Origin of the sequence: uncultured Methanobrevibacter sp. (assembly GCF_946184425.1) — an archaeon.
Classification (GTDB): Archaea; Methanobacteriota; Methanobacteria; order Methanobacteriales; family Methanobacteriaceae; genus Methanocatella.
This window is the reverse complement of record NZ_CAMHFP010000028.1, coordinates 1-21,261: the sequence shown is the minus strand read 5'-3', so window position 1 is coordinate 21,261 and position 21,261 is coordinate 1. Positions and strand designations below refer to the sequence as shown.

Annotated in this window: 21 protein-coding genes; 12 read left to right on the top strand and 9 right to left on the bottom strand. The window is 33.6% G+C overall.

Annotated features, from left to right (window positions below; translation table 11 throughout):
* Nucleotides 1–186 precede the first annotated feature (186 nt).
* From Q0P94_RS07170 to Q0P94_RS07160, 3 genes are read right to left on the bottom strand one after another with little or no spacing between them, the layout of a single operon-like run.
* A complete protein-coding gene (locus Q0P94_RS07170; RefSeq protein ID WP_295115166.1) occupies nt 187–720 on the bottom strand; it encodes a nitroreductase in 534 nt (177 codons plus the stop codon).
* Nucleotides 717–1,133 carry a MarR family winged helix-turn-helix transcriptional regulator gene (locus Q0P94_RS07165; protein WP_295115164.1) on the bottom strand — a complete coding sequence of 139 codons (417 nt, stop codon included), beginning with the start codon at nt 1,131–1,133 and terminating at the stop codon, nt 717–719. Before Q0P94_RS07165 ends, Q0P94_RS07170 begins: the two co-directional genes overlap by 4 nt.
* Complete coding sequence (locus Q0P94_RS07160) at nt 1,123–2,493, bottom strand: MATE family efflux transporter (RefSeq protein WP_295115161.1); 1,371 nt, start codon at nt 2,491–2,493, stop codon at nt 1,123–1,125. The genes Q0P94_RS07165 and Q0P94_RS07160 overlap by 11 nt, the downstream gene beginning before the upstream one ends.
* 285 nt (nt 2,494–2,778) lie before the next feature.
* Here Q0P94_RS07160 and purD point away from each other — a divergent pair, with 285 nt between their 5' ends.
* From purD to argF, 3 genes are read left to right on the top strand one after another with little or no spacing between them, the layout of a single operon-like run.
* Nucleotides 2,779–4,089, top strand: a complete 1,311-nt coding sequence (gene purD / locus Q0P94_RS07155; protein ID WP_295115159.1) for a phosphoribosylamine--glycine ligase — start codon at nt 2,779–2,781, stop codon at nt 4,087–4,089.
* A gap of 24 nt (nt 4,090–4,113) precedes the next feature.
* Entirely contained in the window at nt 4,114–4,953 is an 840-nt protein-coding gene (locus Q0P94_RS07150; protein ID WP_295115157.1) for a TMEM175 family protein, read from the top strand.
* A gap of 55 nt (nt 4,954–5,008) precedes the next feature.
* A complete protein-coding gene (gene argF, locus Q0P94_RS07145) occupies nt 5,009–5,917 on the top strand; it encodes an ornithine carbamoyltransferase (protein ID WP_295115155.1) in 909 nt (302 codons plus the stop codon).
* Nucleotides 5,918–5,927: 10 nt separating this feature from the next.
* Here argF and Q0P94_RS07140 read toward each other — a convergent pair whose 3' ends face one another.
* Nucleotides 5,928–6,272 (bottom strand): DUF2085 domain-containing protein, encoded by a 345-nt coding sequence (locus Q0P94_RS07140; RefSeq protein ID WP_295115154.1) that lies wholly within the window; start codon nt 6,270–6,272, stop codon nt 5,928–5,930.
* 88 nt (nt 6,273–6,360) lie between these two features.
* On the opposite strand from Q0P94_RS07140, the gene Q0P94_RS07135 reads away from it, so the two are divergent.
* Genes Q0P94_RS07135 through Q0P94_RS07125 form a run of 3 tightly spaced genes read left to right on the top strand, consistent with a single transcriptional unit; the run spans nt 6,361 to nt 9,070 of the window.
* Nucleotides 6,361–8,055 (top strand): acetolactate synthase large subunit, encoded by a 1,695-nt coding sequence (locus tag Q0P94_RS07135; protein ID WP_295115152.1) that lies wholly within the window; start codon nt 6,361–6,363, stop codon nt 8,053–8,055.
* Entirely contained in the window at nt 8,056–8,541 is a 486-nt protein-coding gene (gene ilvN / locus Q0P94_RS07130; protein WP_295115150.1) for an acetolactate synthase small subunit, read from the top strand.
* 1 nt (nt 8,542) lies between these two features.
* Nucleotides 8,543–9,070: a carbonic anhydrase gene (locus tag Q0P94_RS07125; protein ID WP_295115148.1), complete on the top strand. Its 528-nt coding sequence runs from the start codon at nt 8,543–8,545 to the stop codon at nt 9,068–9,070.
* Between the two features lie 14 nt (nt 9,071–9,084).
* On the opposite strand, the gene Q0P94_RS07120 is transcribed toward Q0P94_RS07125, so the two are convergent.
* A complete protein-coding gene (locus Q0P94_RS07120; protein ID WP_295115146.1) occupies nt 9,085–11,238 on the bottom strand; it encodes a carboxypeptidase-like regulatory domain-containing protein in 2,154 nt (717 codons plus the stop codon).
* Nucleotides 11,239–11,399: 161 nt separating this feature from the next.
* Between Q0P94_RS07120 and ilvC the strand changes: the two genes are divergently transcribed.
* Both ilvC and Q0P94_RS07110 read left to right on the top strand, forming a co-directional pair.
* Nucleotides 11,400–12,392 carry a ketol-acid reductoisomerase gene (gene ilvC / locus Q0P94_RS07115; RefSeq protein ID WP_295115144.1) on the top strand — a complete coding sequence of 331 codons (993 nt, stop codon included), beginning with the start codon at nt 11,400–11,402 and terminating at the stop codon, nt 12,390–12,392.
* Between the two features lie 58 nt (nt 12,393–12,450).
* The gene (locus Q0P94_RS07110; protein WP_295115142.1) at nt 12,451–13,455 is read left to right on the top strand and encodes a methanogenesis marker 12 protein; all 1,005 of its coding nucleotides are present in this window, start codon (nt 12,451–12,453) and stop codon (nt 13,453–13,455) included.
* Nucleotides 13,456–13,459: 4 nt separating this feature from the next.
* Here Q0P94_RS07110 and Q0P94_RS07105 read toward each other — a convergent pair whose 3' ends face one another.
* A complete protein-coding gene (locus tag Q0P94_RS07105) occupies nt 13,460–13,663 on the bottom strand; it encodes an LSM domain-containing protein (protein WP_295115140.1) in 204 nt (67 codons plus the stop codon).
* A gap of 77 nt (nt 13,664–13,740) precedes the next feature.
* Between Q0P94_RS07105 and Q0P94_RS07100 the strand changes: the two genes are divergently transcribed.
* The gene (locus Q0P94_RS07100) at nt 13,741–13,884 is read left to right on the top strand and encodes a hypothetical protein (RefSeq protein WP_295115138.1); all 144 of its coding nucleotides are present in this window, start codon (nt 13,741–13,743) and stop codon (nt 13,882–13,884) included.
* 5 nt (nt 13,885–13,889) lie between these two features.
* Here the strand turns inward: Q0P94_RS07100 and surE are convergent, their stop codons facing one another.
* The gene (surE, locus tag Q0P94_RS07095) at nt 13,890–14,666 is read right to left on the bottom strand and encodes a 5'/3'-nucleotidase SurE (RefSeq protein WP_295115136.1); all 777 of its coding nucleotides are present in this window, start codon (nt 14,664–14,666) and stop codon (nt 13,890–13,892) included.
* A gap of 128 nt (nt 14,667–14,794) precedes the next feature.
* On the opposite strand from surE, the gene Q0P94_RS07090 reads away from it, so the two are divergent.
* Nucleotides 14,795–15,691, top strand: a complete 897-nt coding sequence (locus Q0P94_RS07090) for a restriction endonuclease (RefSeq protein ID WP_295115134.1) — start codon at nt 14,795–14,797, stop codon at nt 15,689–15,691.
* On the opposite strand, the gene Q0P94_RS07085 is transcribed toward Q0P94_RS07090, so the two are convergent.
* Nucleotides 15,677–16,738, bottom strand: a complete 1,062-nt coding sequence (locus Q0P94_RS07085) for an oligosaccharide repeat unit polymerase family protein (protein ID WP_295115132.1) — start codon at nt 16,736–16,738, stop codon at nt 15,677–15,679. The genes Q0P94_RS07090 and Q0P94_RS07085 overlap by 15 nt on opposite strands.
* A 3-nt stretch (nt 16,739–16,741) precedes the next feature.
* Nucleotides 16,742–18,097 (bottom strand): Ni-sirohydrochlorin a,c-diamide synthase, encoded by a 1,356-nt coding sequence (cfbB, locus tag Q0P94_RS07080; protein ID WP_295115130.1) that lies wholly within the window; start codon nt 18,095–18,097, stop codon nt 16,742–16,744.
* 97 nt (nt 18,098–18,194) lie between these two features.
* Between cfbB and Q0P94_RS07075 the strand changes: the two genes are divergently transcribed.
* Nucleotides 18,195–20,018, top strand: coding sequence for a threonine--tRNA ligase (locus Q0P94_RS07075; protein ID WP_295115128.1), 1,824 nt, complete (start codon nt 18,195–18,197; stop codon nt 20,016–20,018).
* Between the two features lie 66 nt (nt 20,019–20,084).
* Nucleotides 20,085–21,261 (top strand): bifunctional 5,6,7,8-tetrahydromethanopterin hydro-lyase/3-hexulose-6-phosphate synthase (locus Q0P94_RS07070; protein ID WP_295115180.1); only part of this gene is annotated, 1,177 nt, incomplete at its 3' end.

The following is a 21,261-nucleotide window of genomic DNA, read 5'->3' as shown; positions in this document are numbered from 1 at the left end:
TCGCATTAACATTTGCAATTATTCAATTCACATTTGATTCAATTTTTACATGTATATCATCATATTAAATATTGGTTATTTTCATTGAGGTACAATGTTAATGAAAAGTTCAATAATTTTTTTATCAAGTTTCATCCATCAATGTTAAAATCATTGGTCATTACTTTAATTTAAAAAAATAAAAATTTAATCCACATAGTGGATATAATCTTCTTTTCTTGCTAAAGGTTCGGGAGCCTCCATATCGGGATGACCCAAAACCACATGCCCAACTCCTTCGTAGGATTCAGGAATTCCCCATTCTTTCAGCAATTCCTTTCCTTTTTTTGATGAAAATTCATCATATGCCCTGTGAATCCAGCAGCTTCCGATGCCTATTGCATGGGCGGCATTTACAAGTACTGCCAGTACACTGGAACCGTCTTCTTTCCATGTTGGTACTTCACTATCTGCTAAAACTATAAGCAATGTCGGAGCTCCATAAAAAGGGTCCATGTCTTCCGGCATTTCCATTGGGAAATAACTTCTGTTCCACACGGAAAATTCTTTTATTGTTTCGGGATTTTGTATAACCACGATTTTAGGTGATTGCAATCCTCTTCCGGTTGGAGCATATGTTCCTGCTTCTAAAATGGTTTTTAACTCTTCGTCTGATATTTGTTCGTCTTTGAATTTTCTGATGCTTCTTCTTGTTTTTAAATCTTCAATTGTTTGATTCATTTTAAATCCTCACATATTTTTATTAGCAATTTTCTGAAATTTTCGTATTCTTCATTAGTTAATGAGCTTTTCAGGTTCAGGTCCCACTTTTCATCTATGTGCATTACTTTTTTAGCTATTTCTGCACCTTCTGGAGTTACACTTATGATTTTTTTCCTTTTTTTGGGAGTTCTTATTATCAGTCCTTTTTTTTCCAATTTATCCAAATTTCGTGTAACAGTACTTTCATTGACATGCAATGCATCAGCCAGTTCCTCCTGACTAATTCCTTCATTTTTATAGCTTTTAATTAGTAACGGATATAATCCTGAACTTAAATTCACATCTTTTAATTTATCATTGATGTGGGCAGTTTGCTTTCTGTGGAGAAGTGAAACTAAAGGAGGTGTTGGGATATCACTATCAAAAGGCATTTTGATTGCTCCTGATTAGTTTATTGATGTAAAGTTCAATACATGCATAACATATTAAAGATCCAATTCCTCCGCCTAAAAGCATTCCGCAGTAAATTCCAAACTCTCCCATATGGAATGTAAATCCTAGAAGATATGCAAATATCAGTACTAAAATGAATTCTCTGAATGTTGTTAGGAAAAAGGATATTGTTCCTTTTCCAACCCCTTGGAATACATTACCTGCACTGGCTCCAAATGGAACATATAGTATAAATAAACACATTATCTGCAGGAAACTGGCAATAAGTGGAGCTAATTCTGCACTGCTTTCGGAGTATGAAAATATAAACGCTATCTGATTTGAAAATACATTCAAAATTATGCACACGATTATTGAAGCTATTAAAGCTATCTTAACGGCATATCTCGCTGTTACTCTTAAATTTTCATATTTACGAGCTCCAAATGCGACTCCCGCAACTGATATGGCAGCTGTTCCAACACCGATAGCCGGAAGCATACCAATATTGATAATTCTCCAACCTGCGGTATATACTGCCACTGCAACAGGTCCTGAGACGAGTGTAAGCATATAGTTTACAAATATTGTTAAAACGGACAATACCAATTGCTCCAAACTTGCCGGAATACCTACAACTAGAATGTCCTTATACATTTTGAGGTCATTGTGAAAATCTTTAAAGTTATATGAAAGATAGGTGTCTTTTTTGACAAATATCCAGTAAAACATGAGTAATAGGCTTATAAATGGTCCAAGAGCGGTTGCCCATGCTGCTCCGGCAATTCCCATATTGAATGTGTAGATGAATATAGGGTCTAAAATCATATTGATTATGGCGGCAAGAGCTATTGGTATTGTTGCTCTTTTAATATCTCCTTCTGCTCTGAATGCTCCTCCAACTATAGGGGGCATTAAAAGTCCAAATGTCCATGCAAATATAATAAATCCGTATTCCATTGCGTAATCAAGAACTGATGATGCACCCATCATTACAAGCAGGGGTTTCATAAATGTGATGAAAACTATTGAGATTATGATTGAAACGATAATGCTTAAAATCAGGTTGTGTATTGCGGCATTATTAGCTGAAGCCTTGTCTTCCGCTCCGATGTATCTTGAAATCAGTGAGTTACCACCGGCTCCAAGTCCGTTTCCAAAACCCACTAAAATCATAAACAGTGGAGTAATGTATCCAAGTGCCGCTAACGGTTCTGCTCCAAGTCCAGCTACCCAAATACTGTCAATGATATTATTTGCAAAAATCAAAAACATACTGGCTATAATCGGTATTGACAATTTGTTTATAGCTTTTTTTGGGTCTCCTGTAATCATCTCAATATTTTCATTCTTCTCCATACTTTACCTCTCTTGCATATGCAATTATACACTTGTATATGCAAGTATTTGTATTTAAAGTTAATGTTGAAATTTTGAAAAATAAAATAATGCTTAATTATTTACTGTTTTCGTAACTACCTATTGTTGTTAATTAAGTGTATCATTTTCGTGCTTTATCCTCTATAAAGATACCTAATTCAATATTTTTTTAATGATTATTATATGAAAATCAATAATTTTGTATAAATTAAAACATTTTAAATATTTTTAAATATATATATTAAATCAATAGGAGACTAAATTATGAAGGTTTTAGTTGTTGGAACTGGCGCTCGTGAAAATGCAATAGCCGATGCTTTAAAAGATGATGTTGAGTTATACGTTTACATGAGTAAGATTAACCCTGGTATGTCCAAAATCGCTGAATTTAAACAAGGCGATGAAGGAGAAGTTGAAAAAGTAGCCGAGTATGCCGTTGAAAATGAGATTGATATTGCATTCATTGGTCCTGAAGCTCCTCTCGGAAAAGGAATTGTAGATGAGCTTCAAAAAAATGGAATTAAATGTGTAGGACCTACTCAAAGTGCGGCAAGAATCGAAACTGACAAATCATTCATGAGAAAATTGTTTGAAGACTATGAAATTGAAGGATCATTAGTTTATAAAGTATTTGATAACTCCGAAGATGTTTCTAAATTTTTGGATGAATTTGACCGTGATGTTGTTGTAAAACCGGTAGGTTTAACAGGTGGTAAAGGAGTTAAAATTGTTGGTGACCATCTTAAAGACAATGAAGAAGCAAAAGAATACTCTTGTGAAGTAATTGACAATATTATGGGCGGTTTTGCACAAGTAATCATTGAAGAAAGATTAATTGGTGAGGAATTCACTATTCAGGCTTTCTGTGATGGTGAAAATTTGGCACCAATGCCTGCAGCACAAGACCATCCGCATGCTTTTGAAGGAGATGTGGGTGCAATTACTGGTGGTATGGGATCATATTCTGATGTTGGTGGATTATTGCCATTTTTAAGTCAAGAAGATTATGATAAGGCTGTAGAGATAATGAAATCTACTTTAAAAGCTATTGCTGAAGAGGCAGAACCTTACAAAGGAATCTTATACGGTCAGTTCATGTTGACAGCAGACGGACCTAAACTCATTGAATACAATGCAAGATTTGGAGATCCTGAAGCAATGAATGTATTGCCACTTTTAAAAACTCCATTGGCTGATGTTTGTCAGGCTATTGTAGGTGGAAATTTAGATAAAGTCGAATTTGAAGACAAAGCTAGTGTTTGTAAATACATCGTGCCTGACGGATATCCTGAAACCGAATATGCCGGAGAACTAATTGAAGTTGACGAAGAGGCTATTGAAAATTTAGGTGCAAAGGTATTTTATGCGGCTGTATCTAAAGAAGATGATGGAATTCATCTGTCCGGTTCAAGGGCATTAGGTATTGTTGCCAGTGGTGAATCCATTGCAGAGGCAGAAAAAATAGCTGAAAAAGCTTGTGAATTTGTTAAAGGTAATGTTTACCACAGAAGGGATGTCGGTACAACTGAACTTGTAAATAAACGTGTCGAACATATGAAAGAAATTTTAAATTAAATTTCTTTTCTTTTTTTTGATAATATGAATGATGAGGAAATTGAACAGAAGTACAGCAAACTCATTAAAGTGAAACAGCATATTGACGCTATTAAAGAGGATTGGGATGATGAAACTCTGGAGGAACTAAAAGAGTTTTTGTATGAAAAATACTCTATAGATACAGATGAAATTTCAAAAACCCAGCTTTTAGCTGAAAATGCTGCTGAACAAAAGTCTGGTGATGGTTTTTTAACTAGAATTAAAGATGCATTTGAAAAAAATGTTGGAATTGATCCTGGAAGGTTACTGGGCCTTACTGATGGTATTTTCGGTATGGTAATGACTCTTCTGATATTCGGTATTACCATTCCTGAAGTTGTCATATCTTCCTATTCGAATTATATAAACTTTTTTTCATCATTACTTCCAACAATCGGAGTTACTATAGTGAGTTTTGTTATAATAAGTTCATTTTGGATTTATCATCATGAATATATGAAGGTTAATAATCTCAACATTCCGTATTTATGGCTTAATATTCTCTTTTTGATTTGCATATCATTTATTCCATTTACAACATCTTTGATTGGAAATTATTCTGAATTTTTCTTGTCAGAGGTAATTTTCGGAATCAATATCCTGCTGACTATAATATCGTTCTTATTGATGTATATTTATGCTTATAAACGTGATTTTCTTGAATATAATCCTTCAAAACAAGAGAATAATCAGGTTTTAGTCACATTGGGAAGTATAATGGCTTTAGTAATTGTTGTAAATCTTTTAGATTTTAATGTTTCGAGCAAATGCATATACCTGTTCCTGTTAATTCCGGTGTTATCTACAACTCTTGACATCTACTTTCAATATAGAAAGGTTTAATATATATTAGTAAAATATATTTATTTTTGTTAAGATTATTTAGGGGAATTATTAAATGGGTAATTTACTATCTATATGTGATATTAAAGATGATGTTCAACATATTCTGGATTTGGCTTGTAAAATTAAAGCAGGCGAAATTGAAGACAAACCTCTTGAAGGTAAAACTTTAGCTATGATTTTTCAAAAATCATCAACAAGAACCAGAGTATCATTTGATGTTGGAATGTATCAGTTAGGCGGAAGAGCAATATTTTTATCATCCAACGATTTACAGATGGGAAGAGGAGAGCCGATTTATGATACAGCAAAAGTTTTAAGCCGTTTTGTTGATGGAATAATGATTAGGGCTATCGATCACTGTGATGTAGTTGAACTGGCCAGACATTCTGATGTGCCTGTAATCAGTGGGTTAACCAATGTCGAACACCCTTGTCAAGCATTGGCTGATGCCTTAACTATCAAAGAACATTTTGGAACATTTGAAGATAAAAAAATATGTTTTGTAGGTGACGGAAATAATGTCTGTAATTCCCTTTTATTGATTGCCCCACTTTTAGGAATGGATATGTCTGTAGCATGTCCTAAAGGATATGAACCTAATGAACATATTCTAAATATAGCAAGAGATTTTGCCCGTGAAAACAATACTGAAATTGTTGTAAGTGACGATATCAACGTTGCCTTGGATAATGTTGATGTTGTTTACACCGATGTTTGGGTAAGCATGGGTGATGAAGCTGAAGAAATCGAAAGAAAAGCTGTTTTTTCTCCTTACCAAGTTAATGAGGATTTAATGGCATTAGCAAATGATGGAGCTATTTTTATGCATTGCTTGCCTGCAGTTAGAGGTCAGGAAGTTTCCACTGCTGTCATTGATGGGCCTCAGTCTGTTGTCTTTGATGAGGCGGAAAACAGGATGCACGCTCAAAAAGCTATTTTATATCATTACTTAAAAGATTAATAACTTTTTTCTACAGTAAGGTTATTATAATCTTTAATATTTCCTTAATTACTATTTTTAAAAATATTATTAAACCGATTCCACCAATAAATCCTGTTAGGAATCTTAATGTATTGTTGCTTTCCCTCAGATTAAAAAGTTGTGTAAAACCATCAATGGACACGGGAATTAAAAGAATCACTGAAAGAATCAGTAAACTTAAACTATATTCAATTTTAAAAAAATAATTGTAAATTAGAAATACAGCCAAACCACTATAAAATCCGGTGCATCTTGCACAAACCGGAAACTGATGATTTCCAATGAAAAAGCTTCTTTCAGGTTTCCTGTGACAAATTAAATTTTTGTAATCCATTTTATCCATTTAATTTTTTGTAATTAAGATAATTATATATATTTTTGTATACATAAGTTAATGTATAATATATAAAAAGGTTATTACAATGAGAGGCGGAGAAGCGATAATTGAATCCCTCAAGAATATGGGGGTAAAAACAATATTTGGTTATCCAGGCGGACAGACCATACCATTTTATGACATGTTATATGATGCAGACATTGATCATATACTGGTTAGACACGAACAATGCGCAGCTCATGCGGCTGACGGTTTTGCAAGAGCTTCTGGTGAAGTTGGTGTGTGTTTGGCTACTTCAGGTCCTGGTGCTACCAATCTTGTAACAGGTATTGGAACAGCATTTATGGATTCTTCTCCAATTGTAGCTATTACCGGTCAGGTTCCTACTCATTTAATTGGAAATGATGCATTTCAGGAAGCGGATATTGTTGGAATAACAATGCCTATTGTTAAACATAGTTATCAACCGAAAGATCCAGATTTAATTCCTTCAATTGTTAAATCTAGTTTTAAAATTGCTTCTACTGGAAGGCCGGGTCCTGTTTTAATCGATGTTCCTAAAGAAGTTCAGGAAGGGGAACTGACAAAATTTGACGATTCATTAATTGAAACTCCTGGTTATAATCCGACTATTAAAGGAAATATCAGACAAATTAAAAAAGCTCGTGATTTAATCAAGGAATCAAAAAAACCAATGATTTTAGCAGGTGCAGGTGTAATTATAGCTAACGCTTGCAGTGAATTAACCAAACTTTCAAAAACTATTAACGCTCCTGTGATGACTTCACTTTTAGGTAAAGGGGCAATTGATGAAACTGATGATTTGGCATTGGGAATGCTGGGCATGCATGGAAGGAAAGTTTCAAATGATTATATTAATGAATCTGATTTGCTAATAGCAGTTGGTGTAAGATTTTCGGATAGAACTACTGGCAGATTAGATAGTTTCGTACCTGATACAAAAGTTATTCATATTGATATAGACCCTGCAGAAATTGGAAAAAATGTTGATGTTGACTTGCCTATTGTAGGGGATGCAAAAAATGTTTTATCTTCATTAAATAAGCTATTGGATGGTTATGAAGTATCATCTGATGTTAATAAATGGACTGATATGATGAAACAAAGAAAGCAAGATTTGCTCCCTCGTGTAAGTTATGATGATGTGCCTTTAAAACCGCAAAGTGTTATAAAGGAAATTGCAGAAGTCTTAACTCCTGAATCTATATTGACAACAGACGTTGGTCAAAATCAGATGTGGGCGGCACATTTCTTTGACACTCAAAAACCACGTAAATTCATCTCATCAGGAGGTTTAGGAACTATGGGATTCGGTTTCCCGTCAGCTATTGGAGCAAAAGTTGCCTGTCCTGATGATCCGGTTGTATCCATAAACGGTGACGGTGGATTTTTAATGGTCTGTCAGGAACTGGCCACTGTTCGTGAATATGATTTACCGGTCATTGCTGTTGTGTTAGAAAACAGAACTTTGGGAATGGTATATCAATGGCAAAGCTTATTGTATAATGAAAGACACTCTCAAACATTATTGGGAAATAGCCCTGACTTTGTTAAATTGGCTGAAAGTTTCGGTGTTAATGGAGTAAGAATTACTAAACCTGGCGAAACTAAAGAAGCTTTATCTAATGCAATTAAAGATAATGAACCTATTTTATTAAATGTTGTCGTAGACCCTGAAGAAGCTTTACCTATGCTTCCTCCTGGAGCCGGTATCAATGAAATGATAGGTGAATACAAACTCGAAAAGGATGTGATTTAAATGGATTTGGAATATCACGTTATTTCCACATTAGTTGAAGATAAACCAGGTGTTTTACAGAAAGTAGCTGGAATGTTTAATAGAAGAGGATTCAACATTGACAGTATCACAGTTGGAAATTCTGAAGTAGAGGGCCAATCCCGTATGGTAATCACTGTTCATGCAGACAAAAAAGGATTGGAACAGGTTACAAAGCAACTGAATAAATTAATTGACGTTATCAAGATTAAAGATATTACTGAAAAAGCTGTTAAAAGGGAGTTGTGCCTTGTTAAGGTTGCTATTCCCAATGCAAAAGCAAGAGCTGAGATAATGCAATACTCTAATATTTTCAGAGCTCACATATTGGATGTCACAGAGCAAACATTAATTATTGAGCTAACTGGAGATAAGGAGAAAATCAATGCATTCATATCTTTAGTGGAGAGCTATGGAATAAAAAGAATAGCTCGTACTGGCCTTACCGCTATGTCAAGGGGGGTATAAAATGACTATATTGGAAGATGTATTAAAAGACAATAAGGAATTTGTAGAAAACTTTGAAGGCGAAGAAATGTCACACCATGCAGCTAAAAAATTAGCTATTTTAACATGTATGGACTGTAGATTAATCGACTTTTTTGAACCTGCTTTAGGTCTTAAAAGAGGAGATGCAAAAATCGTCAGAAATGCTGGAAACTCAATTGTTGGTGAAGATGCAATAAGATCTATTGGTGCAGCTTTATACAACCTCGGTGCTGAAGAAGTAATGGTTGTCGGTCACACTGAATGTGGTATGGCTGGTGCAGATGCTGAAGCTTTAAAAGAAAAAATGCTTGCAAGGGGCATTAAAGAAGAAGACATTGCTAAATATGATTTAGCTGAATGGATTGGTGGATTTGAATCAGAAGAAGAAAATGTTAAAGATGTTTGTGAAAAAATCAAAAACCACCCATTAATTCCAGATGTACCGGTACATGGTCTTATAATTGATATTGTAACCGGAGAGTTAAAAGTTTTAGTAGATGGATATTAAATCCTATCTATCTCTTATTTTTTTATTGTTATTTGGCTTTTTGCAGAAATGTAGTAGTTTTTATTTCCGGATGAAATAATAACTTTATGTATTCCTATTTTTAATGTTTTAATATTTAATTTAGCAATTCCGTTCTTATTTGTTTTTACTGTATATGTTTTGAATTTTTTTCCGCTAAATACTTTAATTTTTACTTTAACATTTGAAAGTAGTTTTTTTGTTTCTTTATTTTTAATAATGACTGTGAAATATTTTGATTTTTTAAATTTACTGATAATTTTTGGGGCTTTAACTATTGTCCTAGCTTTATCAATTTTAATGAATGTTGTTTTCTGGACTTCACTGGCAATAATCTGAATTTTATGAATGCCGGCATTTATCCTGTCTGGTATTTTTAAATATGCCACTCCATTGGAATCGGTCGTCCTATGATAAATATTGTATTTGTTGGTGTAAAATAGTTTAAAAATCACATGCATGCCTGATAGATCACCTAGATTATTATAGCTAATTATTTTTGCCTTTAAAAAGCCGCTGACTTTTGAATACTTGTTGAATTTAAAGTTTTTGGTTAGTTTTAAATCAATAACTTTTGGTTTAACTATCAAATTTACTTCTAAATAAGTTCTTCTTTGTTGCCAAAAATCAGGTCTTATATTTTCATAAAATATTTTAAGAGTTACTTTTCCAATATCGTCTAGTGTGTAGTGTGCATTCCCGTTTTCATCTGTAATGATTATGGTTGTAAAACTCTTATTTGGATTTTCAATGAGTAATCTGAGGTTTGCAACGGGATTTCCATCAGGTGTTCTTACATTGAATGTAATGATGTCATTAGTATAATAATTGATATTTCTGTTATATGATATTTGATAAACTGTATCGACGTTAATGTCTTCACTACTTATTTTGTGTTTTCCGCTGCCGTTGATTAGGTAGGAGTTTTCTGAGGTATAATTTGTTTTTACCTGATAAGGAATGCATACTTGAGTTTCAGTTCCATTATTGTCTCTAACTGTAAATGGATCGGATTCAGTTTTTGTTTTGATTACCTCACATACACTTCCATTGCTGTAAAATAGGGAATTTGCCATATCCAGATTTGAGAAACTTAATTCAAGCCAGCTTTCATTGAAAGTTGAGTTATTGATTTTAATGTCTGTTTCTGTTGTTTTAATTTCACAATTTTCAACAGAGGAATTTTGAATTGTCAGGGATGATGGATGTGAAAAGATATCTGAACTGAACTTAAAATTGGAGTTATAAATATTGTTATTTTTTAAAACAACATTGCATCCTTTAGCATAATATCCTCCTGTAAATTTAAATTCGGAATTATTAAAATTACTTTGCTCAAAGTTAATGTCACTGTAATCAAGGTAAATTTTTTGATTGTTGGAGGAGGTATTGACAATGCTGAATGAATCGGACTGTCCTGTTAATTTGGAATTGCTGAATTTTGAATTGCTTATGTTAATTTTATAATGACTTAATGAAATATCTGAGTTTATAAGGTTAGAATTTTTCAAATCCAGTCCGTTTTTAATGAAAACCATGGAACTTCCAACAATACATATAAAAATATTGACCTTGGAGGTGATTCGGGAGTTATGAAGAGTACAATTTGTTATTTTTGAATAATAATTGTGGATATACCCATCATATAAATGTAATTCAATTTTTGATTCATCAAATATGCAATTTTCAAAAGTATTGTTCAATTCTTTGCTTGTGAAATTTGTTTTTATAAAATTGCAATCTAAAAAGTCCATTTTATGGCGGCTTATTAAGTTCAAATCTTTAAATGTAATATTTTTAAAAATTATATTTTTTCCGGTATTTTTGATATCATAAATGTCTTTTGCTATTATAATTGTTCCATTGTAGTCCGGTTCAGGTTCTTTTACAACATCTAAAAATAAGGTTGAATTTTTTCCGTCAATTATTGTTTTTTCATGTGTTCCTTCAATGGAAATGGATTTGTTTAGATATAAATGTGTTTCACTTTCAGGATTCAATTCGTATGTTCTTTCATCAAGTTTTACGATTCCTTGATCTTCACAGTTATCTATTAAATCTTCAATATTGTCATTATCTGTTATATTTTCGGATGCGGAGACTATTCCAAGACATAAAAATAAAATGAATGAGAATAATATAATTCTCAATAATCCGTTTTTAATATAAACCACCTTTGATATTAGTATAATAAATATTTTACATTAATTATATTTAAAATTGATACTTTTATAAGTGTAAAAAATCATATTTATTAAGTGATATTAAATTGATATCTTAATTTTATTAAATACTTGCGAGATGATTTTAAATGAAAATGTATTACGACGACGATGTAAATACGGATGCTCTTGAAGGCAAAACCATTGCAGTAATTGGTTATGGTTCTCAAGGAAGAGCACAATCTAGAAACATGGCTGATAGTGGAGCTAATGTTATTGTTGGTGTAAGAGAAAACGGAAGTTCTTGGAATCTTGTTAAAGAAGATGGAATGACTGTTAAAACTATTGAAGATGCAGCAAAAGAAGCTGATATTATTCACATTTTACTTCCTGATGAAATTCAGGAAAAAGTATACAATGAACAAATTGCACCATATGTTGAAGCGGGTAACACTATTTCATTCTCTCACGGTTACAACATTCACTTTGAATTAATCAAACCTAGTGAAGATGTTAATATTGTAATGTTTGCACCAAAAGGACCAGGATCTATGGTAAGAAGAACTTACGAAGAAGGATTCGGTATCCCTGGTTTAGTTGCAGTCGAACAGGATGCGACTGGTGATGCTTTACAATTAGCATTAGGCATGGCAAAAGCTTGTGGTTTAACCAAAGCTGGAGTTTTAGAAACAACCTTCAAAGAAGAAACTGAAACTGACTTATTCGGTGAACAAACTGTTTTATGCGGTGGAATCACTGAATTAATCAATGCTGGATTCACAACTTTGGTTGAAGCAGGTTATCAACCTGAAATCGCTTACTTCGAAACCTGTCATGAAGTAAAACTCATTGTAGATTTAATCTATGAAAAAGGTTTTGCGGGCATGTGGCATGATGTAAGTAACACTGCAGAATACGGTGGTTTAACCAGAGGTAAAAAAATCATCACTGATGAAGCAAGAGAAGGCATGAAAGAAACCTTAAAACAAATTCAAGATGGAACCTTCAAAAAACAATGGGCTGATGAAAACGCTACTGATGGAGCTAACTTAAAAGAAATGAGGGCTGCAGAAGGTCAAAAAGATATTGAAATTGTTGGTGAAAGATTAAGAAAAGCTTGCGGATTACAAAAAGACGATTAAGTCTTTTTTAATCCTTTTACTATTTTTTTATTTAATATTTTTATTGTGTGTGGTAAACATGGTATTTATTGGGATGGACCATGGAACTACTGGAATCTCTTTTTGCATAATGTCCACTGAGGGGGATGTTGTCGATGTTTTTAAAATTGGAAGAGAGGAAAGTAAAAAAGGTTTGATTTCTGCTTCAGAAGAGCTAGCCAAACGTGTTGATTTGGATTCAGTTAAATTGATGGCTATCACTTATGCTATGGGTGACGGAATCAGTAAGATTTTACCTACTAATCAGGTAAAAGACCGTGGAATTTTATCTATAAACGGTGCGGGAAAGGTTACAGGCGGTGGAACATCTGTCTTTTCTGAATTGCAGGAATTAAATATTCCTTCTGTAATGATTCCGGGTCTTCATAAAGATTCCATTTCTTTAGATAAACTTTTTAGAGCAGCTTATTCTCACCAGGCCAGTCCTGAAAAAGTCAGCATTTCCTATAATGCAGTAAAAGAGACAGGATGGAGTAATTTCATTGTAGCAGATATCTCATCAAACAGTGTTGATATTCTGATTGAAGACGGAAAAATCAAGGGCGCTATTGATGCCTGTTTGGGTGCTATGGGTGTTGTTCATGGGCCTATAGATTTGGAAATGATTAGGGATATCGATGAAAATAATGCTTCTGCAAACGGCTGTTTTTCACATGCCGGTGCAATTAAGATAGCGGGAATTGACGGTAAAGTTGCCAATATGAAAGACCAGCTTTTAGAAAACTATAGAAATGGTGATGAAAAGGCCAAATTGGCCATTGATACATTAATCATGACTGTAGCAATGGAAATTGCCGGTTTGGATGTGGTTTGCAATAACGAAATTGAAGGAATTGTATTAACAGGTTCTATTGGAAGTGCAACCGAACCATTTAGTTTTGAAGATGAAATTAACAAATATTTCAAAAACAAGTATCCTTTACAGGTTATTTCAAAAGAATCCGGTGCAATCGGTGCTGCACAAATAGCGATGGATGTTTTCAATGGTAAAAAAGAAATCTTAGGAATTGAAGTGGATATCTAAGATTTCAATCTTCTTTTAAACTGATAAAAATAATATTTCCGCCTTTAATGGTTTCAAGGCCGTTTTCATTTTCAAGGACAAGATTTAAATAATTATCGATAGCAATTACTTTTCCTTCACTTTGATAGTTGCCTCTTAAATCTACAGTTACATATTTATCTTTAAATTGAGTAAAAAGTTTATTTACGTTATCTTTGTCAAAACTCATTTTTTCAAATCCTTGCTTAATTCTATTTTTATTTTGATGTTTCAACTTTAAATACTTTAATGTTGATAATATATATTATGGCAATTAATCAATTAGAAGAAAATTTAGAAGCGATTACAAGAACAATTGAACAGTTAAAAAGAGATGGATGCAACGATGAAAAAATTTTAAACGAGCTTCGTGAAGAAAGAGATAAAATACTTAAAGATTTGAACTTATAAGTATTTTATTTTAACCATTTTTTTAATAAACTCATATCACTGGTTAAATCTATTTTTAATGGTGTTATTGTACTTTTTTGACCCTTTCGTAATTCATAACCGTCACTGCCTGGCTTGTCGAAATCGTATGGTTCACCTCCAATCCAGTAATATGGCTTGTCACGGGGATCTAAACGTTTATGAATGACTGGTGTATACATTCTTTTTCCTAATTTTACAACTTCAAACTCTTCATTTATTGGTTCTGCTGGAATATTTACATTCAATAGGTCAATTCCTTCAGGCAGTCCCTTTTCAAGTACTATTTTAACTAATTTATTAAGCATTTTCCCGGCAAAGCTGAAATCTATTTCAACTTCTCCGTTTTCAAATTTTATATCGTCCCTCACTACTTCCAGTGAAATTGCTATGGTTGGAATTCCAAAACTTGCTGCCTCTAGGGCGGCCCCTAATGTTCCAGATGTTGTTAGTTCTGCTTGTCCTAAATTATAACCAGTGTTTATTCCTGAAATCATGATGTCCGGTTTTTCGTCCAGCAATTCAAAAAGTCCGATACTTACTGCGTCGGTCGGTGTTCCGCTCACACCATAGCCTAAACTTCCATCTTTCAATGTATGTTTATTTAATCTTAATGGTTCATATAATGTTATGGCATGCCCAATACCGCTTTGTTGTCTTTCTGGTGCAATTACACATGTATCACATAATTCTTCCACGGCTTTTTTAGCAGCCAATATTCCTGAAGCAGTTATTCCATCATCATTACATATTAATGCTTTCATATATTAATTAAGGTATAACCTTGTTAAAATATTTTTATATCTGGGGTGCAATATGATAAACTTTAATAATAATTTAATGTATAAAATATATTAGTAATTTTTTTTAAAAAACACATGCGGGTGGAAATTTGGAAAAACCACAACTTATCAATTTTATAGCTAAAGTAATGGAGGACTCAGGTTTCAAGGTTTATAAGAATTTTAAAACCTCCCAAAAAGTTATAGATATATATGCTATATTACCAACCAATATTGGTGATTTTGGGGTAGTTGTAGCATGTAAAAACTATGACAAAGACTTTGAAATCGGAGTGGATGTTTTAAAGGAGATGGAAGAAGTCGGCGAAAGTCTGAAAGCATCTAAGGTAACCATTGTTTCCTCATCTTATTTTTCAAGTCAGGCGACAAATTATGCACTTAGGAAAAATATCAAATTGGTTGACCGGAACAACTTGCTTGAACTTGCCAAAAAATATCAGGACAGAACTTCTCAGACAACTCTGGACAATACTCCATATGACGGAGGAGCTGCCGCTTATATTGATGAAGAATATCCGGAATATAATTATGACGCTTCCGACATGGAATATCTGATGAGGAGAAGAGACCAAAATCCTGTCGTTTATAAAAATACTCTGTATAGGGAAATAGGTGAGAATCATCCTAAAGGATTGGCTTCACTGTTCAATAGAGGTGCTTCCACTAGAAGTTCCAATTACGGTCCTACTACATTGTATAATTACAATCAGAGAATCGGCATGGCAAATTCTTTATTCTTTAAATTAATTCAAAATCCGATAGCAATGATTTTGGTTGTAGTAGTAATTTCCTATCTTATTGCATTCATCGGCGGAAATATTATAGGATTGGATGCGGGAATTACTGGATTAATTGAAATGGTAGTGGCATTAGTCTTATCTTATGGTTTATCATTACATGTCGAAAGGAATTCCAATTTCCTTGTAAAAGGAACATTCATATTCTTTATTTCATTAGTAATATTAATTATATTAATTTTTGTTTAATTTAATATAATTAAAATTAATTATTATTAAAATCAATCCTAACAGATATAAGAACCAAATCATAATGTCTGTTGGTCCGGTTTCTATCCAAATTAATGTGTGTGTTATTATGATGGAGTAAATTCCTACTCCTATTCCTTTTTTTATTTTATGTACTAACTGTAAAAATACTCCCATGAAAAGCATTTGAACTGTTAGTCCGACTAATCCGAAATCAAGATATACAGGTCCGAATAGTGTGGATGTTAAACATACATCGTAATGCAGTACGTACTGTCCTATAAATGTTCTAGGGCTTCCTGATGAGAAAATCATGCTTAGGATATGGCCGTGTGTTGTTCCGCCTAACGGGATTATTTTTTCAAATACTTCCAATGTGAATGCGGCTCTGTAGAAAACAAGTTCAAGAGGATTCAATGTCCAATGCTGGTTTGCAATTGACTGGGATGCAATGTATCCGACAGCCAGCATTCCGACAACGATTATTGCAATGAAAACGATTCCTAATTTTCTTGATATTTTTTTAAGGTAAAAAAGAGTAATAAATGAGCTTCCAAGTATTCCAAGTACTGAAGTTCTGTAACCATTCAAACCGAATATTAACGCTCCTAAAACGACTAACAGGAGATATTTTTTATTATAATATTTTGCAAGCAATACATTTATCATTATCAAAAATAGCGGATAAGCTATTCTCCAAATGTTTGTGGTTGCGTTTGACTTTAAAACACTGTTAAAAAGAGGAATTCCTCCAATCAATACCATATTTAGAGTTTGAAGGATTAAAGCTATTATGACTAATGAGACAATTAACTTTTCGGATAAAAAATCGAGCTTTTTTGTTTCATCAACTGAAATCTTGTATTTTACAAAAATAGCCCCTGCCGCAAATATTATGCAGGAAAATACAATTGTCAATATCACTTTTAGTTTTAAAGGATTTTCAAATCTGTAGTTAAAAGATCCTATATAGCCCATACCTAAAAAGGCAAGAATTGCAACAACCACAAGCAACGGCTGGAAAAAATCAACTTTTTCAAATTTCATAATTTATCCTCCAATTTCCCGGGCGGAAATAGTCAGGTTTCCTCCAAAATCAGGCATTGCCGCCACATGTGTGTGAACATAACTTGCAAGAGTGTTTCTTTCCATAAATCCGTCCTGGTTATTGTATGAACCTTTTCCTCTTAGGATATTAAATGCCAAATTGTGTTTGATATTGTTTGAGTCAACCAATACTTTGGAATAATGGAATTCATGACCATGGAATTTTTCACCTTTTTTGGATATGATATTGTCCTCTTTAACTTCTGCGATGGTGTATTTTAGTGCCTGCACTCTGTCTGTCAGAACTGCTTTGTAAGGATATACATCAACGACTTTATCTTCATGAATGGAATTCATAAGATACATCAGACCGCCACATTCGGCAAAGATAGGTCTGTCTTCAAGGTGGAAAGTTTTAATATCTTGAAGCATCTTTTCATTTGCGCTAAGTTCTTTGGAAAAGAGTTCGGGATATCCTCCACCGATATATAATCCGTCCACATCAGGCAGTCCTTCGTCGTTTAAAGGTGAGAAATATTCTATTTTAGCATTGTTTGCCTCTAAAGATTCAATATTTTCTTTGTAATAAAAATTGAACACTTCATCATAAGCAACTCCAATCTTTACTTTCTGTTTATTTAATTTGTTCCAGATCGGAACGATATCTGAAGTAATTTTCGGAGCTTCACGCGCAATTTCAACCAGTCTGTCTAGGTCAATTGAATTTTTAATAACTTCTGACCAGATGTCAATGTATTTAAGAGAATTTTCTTTTTCACGGGCAGGAACAAGACCTAAATGTCTTTCTTCAATTGATATTGAATCATCCCGTATAATGCCGCCGATTACCTCTGTTTTGGTAATTTCTTCAATGGACCTTTTTGTTTTTTCGTAGTGTGCTTTGTTTTTTACTTTATTCAGGATAACTCCTGCAATATTAATTTCCGGGTCAAGAGCTTTAAAACCCAAAACTAAAGCGGCCGCACTTTTAACCAAGCTTCTGGAATTTATGATTAAAATCACCGGTGCCTTTAATGATTTAGCTATTGAGGCAGTGCTTCCGACATCGTTTACTGAGTCGATTCCTTCATAAAGCCCACGAACACCTTCGATTATGGCAATGTCCTTTCCATCCATTGCTTTCAGGTAGGAATCCCTTATCTGGCCGGATTCCATAAAAAAGGAATCCAGATTTCTGGACACGTTTCCTGTAGCTAATGTGTGGTACGATGGGTCGATGTAATCAGGTCCAACCTTAAATGGCTGAACATTATATTTTTCACTTAATGCTTTCATGATTCCGGTGGATATTGTTGTTTTTCCAACGGCACTGCCGGTTCCTGCTAAAATAATTCTCATATTTAGTAATTTGAAACTTGTTATATAACAATTTTTGTATAAATCATTTTATATAATATTAAAAATAAAATTTAAATCATAATATATTGGTGATTAAATGAGAATTTTATTAATTCATTCTGATTATTTAAATTATACTGTAAAGAATAAGACACCTGTTGCTGAAGAGATTGAGGACGCAAAAATGGAAGGCGCTTTCGATGACTCTTTAGTGGTATTTACAAGTGTTGAAAAAGATGATGAAAATAATCCGGAAGGCATTGTTAAAAATTTAGTCAGTGAAGTTAAAAAAACCAATGAACAAGTTAAAGCTGAAAATATAGTTTTATATCCATATGCTCACTTATCTTCTTCATTAGGTTCTCCAAAAGTAGCAATTCAAATATTAAAAGACACTGAAGAAGCTTTACTTGCTGAGGATTTCAATGTTAAAAGAGTACCTTTCGGATGGTATAAGGCATTTGAAATTTCCTGTAAAGGACATCCATTAAGCGAACTTTCAAGAACTATAACTGCTGATGCTGATGAAGAAAAAGTCGAAAGAAAACCTTCTAAATGGCAAATTCTTGAAGGAAACAAAATTACTCAAATTGAAGACTTTAAATTTGAAAATAGAGCTTTCAAACAGTTAGTTGATTATGAACTCGGGCAGGGCGCATCTGATGAAGGTGAACCTCCTCATGTAAAAATCATGAGAGAAAAGGAAATCTGTGATTATGAGCCTGCATCTGATGTAGGAAACTTAAGATGGTATCCTAAAGGAAAATTAATCAGAGATTTGCTTGCTGATTATGTCTATGACTTAACTGTTGATCGTGGAGCAATGCCTGTTGAAACTCCAATTTTCTATGATTTGGATAATCAGGCAATTTATGAACATGCTTACAAATTCGGTGAAAGGCAATACAGAACTGACACTAAAAAGAATTTAATGCTTAGGTTTGCAGCTTGTTTCGGCGCATTCAGATTAATGTCCGATTCATATTTGACCTGGAAAAATTTCCCTGCAAAAATCTTTGAATTAACCAGATACAGTTTCCGTTATGAGAAAAAAGGTGAAGTTGTAGGTCTTAAAAGATTAAGAGCATTTACCATGCCTGACTGCCACTCATTCTGTTGTGATGTACCATCATCATTAGATGAATTCTCCCAACAGACTGACATGTGTATGCAAACCGGTGTAGATTTGAATTTGGATTTTGAAGTAATTTTCAGAGCAACTCAGGACTTCTTTGAGGAAAATGAAGAATGGATGTATGAAATTGCAAGTAAATTCCAAAAACCAATTCTTTTAGAAATCTTGCCTGAAAGACATCATTACTGGGTATGTAAAATAGACTTGGCAAATATCGACGCTTTAGGACGTCCTATTGAAAACCCTACTGTTCAAATCGATGTTGAAAGTGGTAAAAGATTTGACATTACATACTTGGGCGAAGACGGCAAACAGCATAATCCTACAATATTGCACACTTCACCTACAGGCAGTATTGAAAGAGTTTTATGTGCAATGCTTGAAAAAACTGCAATTGAAATCAATGAAAGATCTCCAATGTTACCTACTTGGTTAAGCCCGATTCAAGCAAGAATTTTGACTGTTGGTGAATCCCACAAGGAATTTGCTGAAGAACTATATTCAAAAATCAACTCCGCAAACATCCGTGTAGACATTGATGACAGGGATGAAAGTGTCGGTAAAAAAATCAGAAATGCATCTAAAGAATGGATTCCATACATTTTTGTTGTAGGTGATAAGGAAATGGAATCCGGTAAATTCCAGGTCACAGTTCGTGAAACTGGTGAAAAAGTGGACATGACTGTTGATGAGTTGATTGCCGAAATCAATGAAAAATGTGAAGGAAAACCTTTCAGAAGATTACCTTTACCAAAAGATATCTCAAAAAGGATTAACTTCCAATAATTATATTTACAAATAAAAACATATTATAAAATGTTATTATATAACGGAGGAAATTTAATGGACCCAATGTACAGAATAGGTGAAGCTCTTATTGGAGATGGCCCAGAATTAGCTCACGTTGATTTATTAATCGGTGATAAATTCGGCCCTGTTGGTCAAGCTTTTGCTAATGGATTATCCAATTTATCTGTTGGACACACTCCTTTAACAAGTGTAATCAGACCAAACTTAATGACTAAACCAGCTACTTTAATTATTCCTAAAGTAACTGTTGGTGATTTAGACGATGCTAGTAAAATTTTTGGACCTGCACAAACTGCTGTTGCAAGAGCAGTAGCTGATGCAGTTGAAGACGGATATATTCCAAAAGATATTGTGGAAGACATTGTTATCAATGTAAGTGTATTTATCGACCCTTCTGCAAAAGATTACAGAAAAATATATCAGTACAACTATGGGGCAACAAAATTAGCTATCAGAAGAGCAATGGAAAATTACCCATCCATCGACAAAGTACTTGCAGAAAAAGACCGTGGAACTCACCCAATTATGGGATTCAAAGTCAAAAAACTTTGGTCACCACCATACTTACAAGTTGCACTTGACCTTGATAATGAAGCGGCTATGGAAAGAATCATTAATGACTTACCTGATAATGATAGAATTTTACTCGAAGCTGGTACTCCACTCGTTAAAAAATTCGGTGTAGGAATTATTGGTAAAATCAGAGCTTTACGTCCTGATGCATTCATTATTGCAGACTTAAAAACTTTAGATGTCGGTCGTGTTGAAGTTAAAATGGCAGCTGATGAAACTGCTGATGCAGTAGCAATCTCTGGTTTAGGTACTGTCGAATCTATCGCAAAAGCTATTCATGAAACTCAAAAACAAGGTATCTACTCCATCCTTGATATGATGAATGTAGCTGAATTTGAGAAAAAATTAGCAAAATTACCTGATGATTTAAAACCTGACATTGTTTTATTACACAGAAATGTTGATATGGAAACCTACAGAGCAGAACACGGTGAAGACACCAGTGACATGACTGAATGGGGTAATATTAAAGACATCAAAGCAACTCTCGGCGATAAAGGTTTAATAGCTGTTGCTGGAGGAATCAAACCTAATAATGTTGAAGAAGCTATCAATAAAGGTGCTAATATCATTATTGCTGGTAGATACATTATCGGTTCAAGAGATGTAAGAAGAGCTGCACAAGACTTCTTAGAACATTTCGACC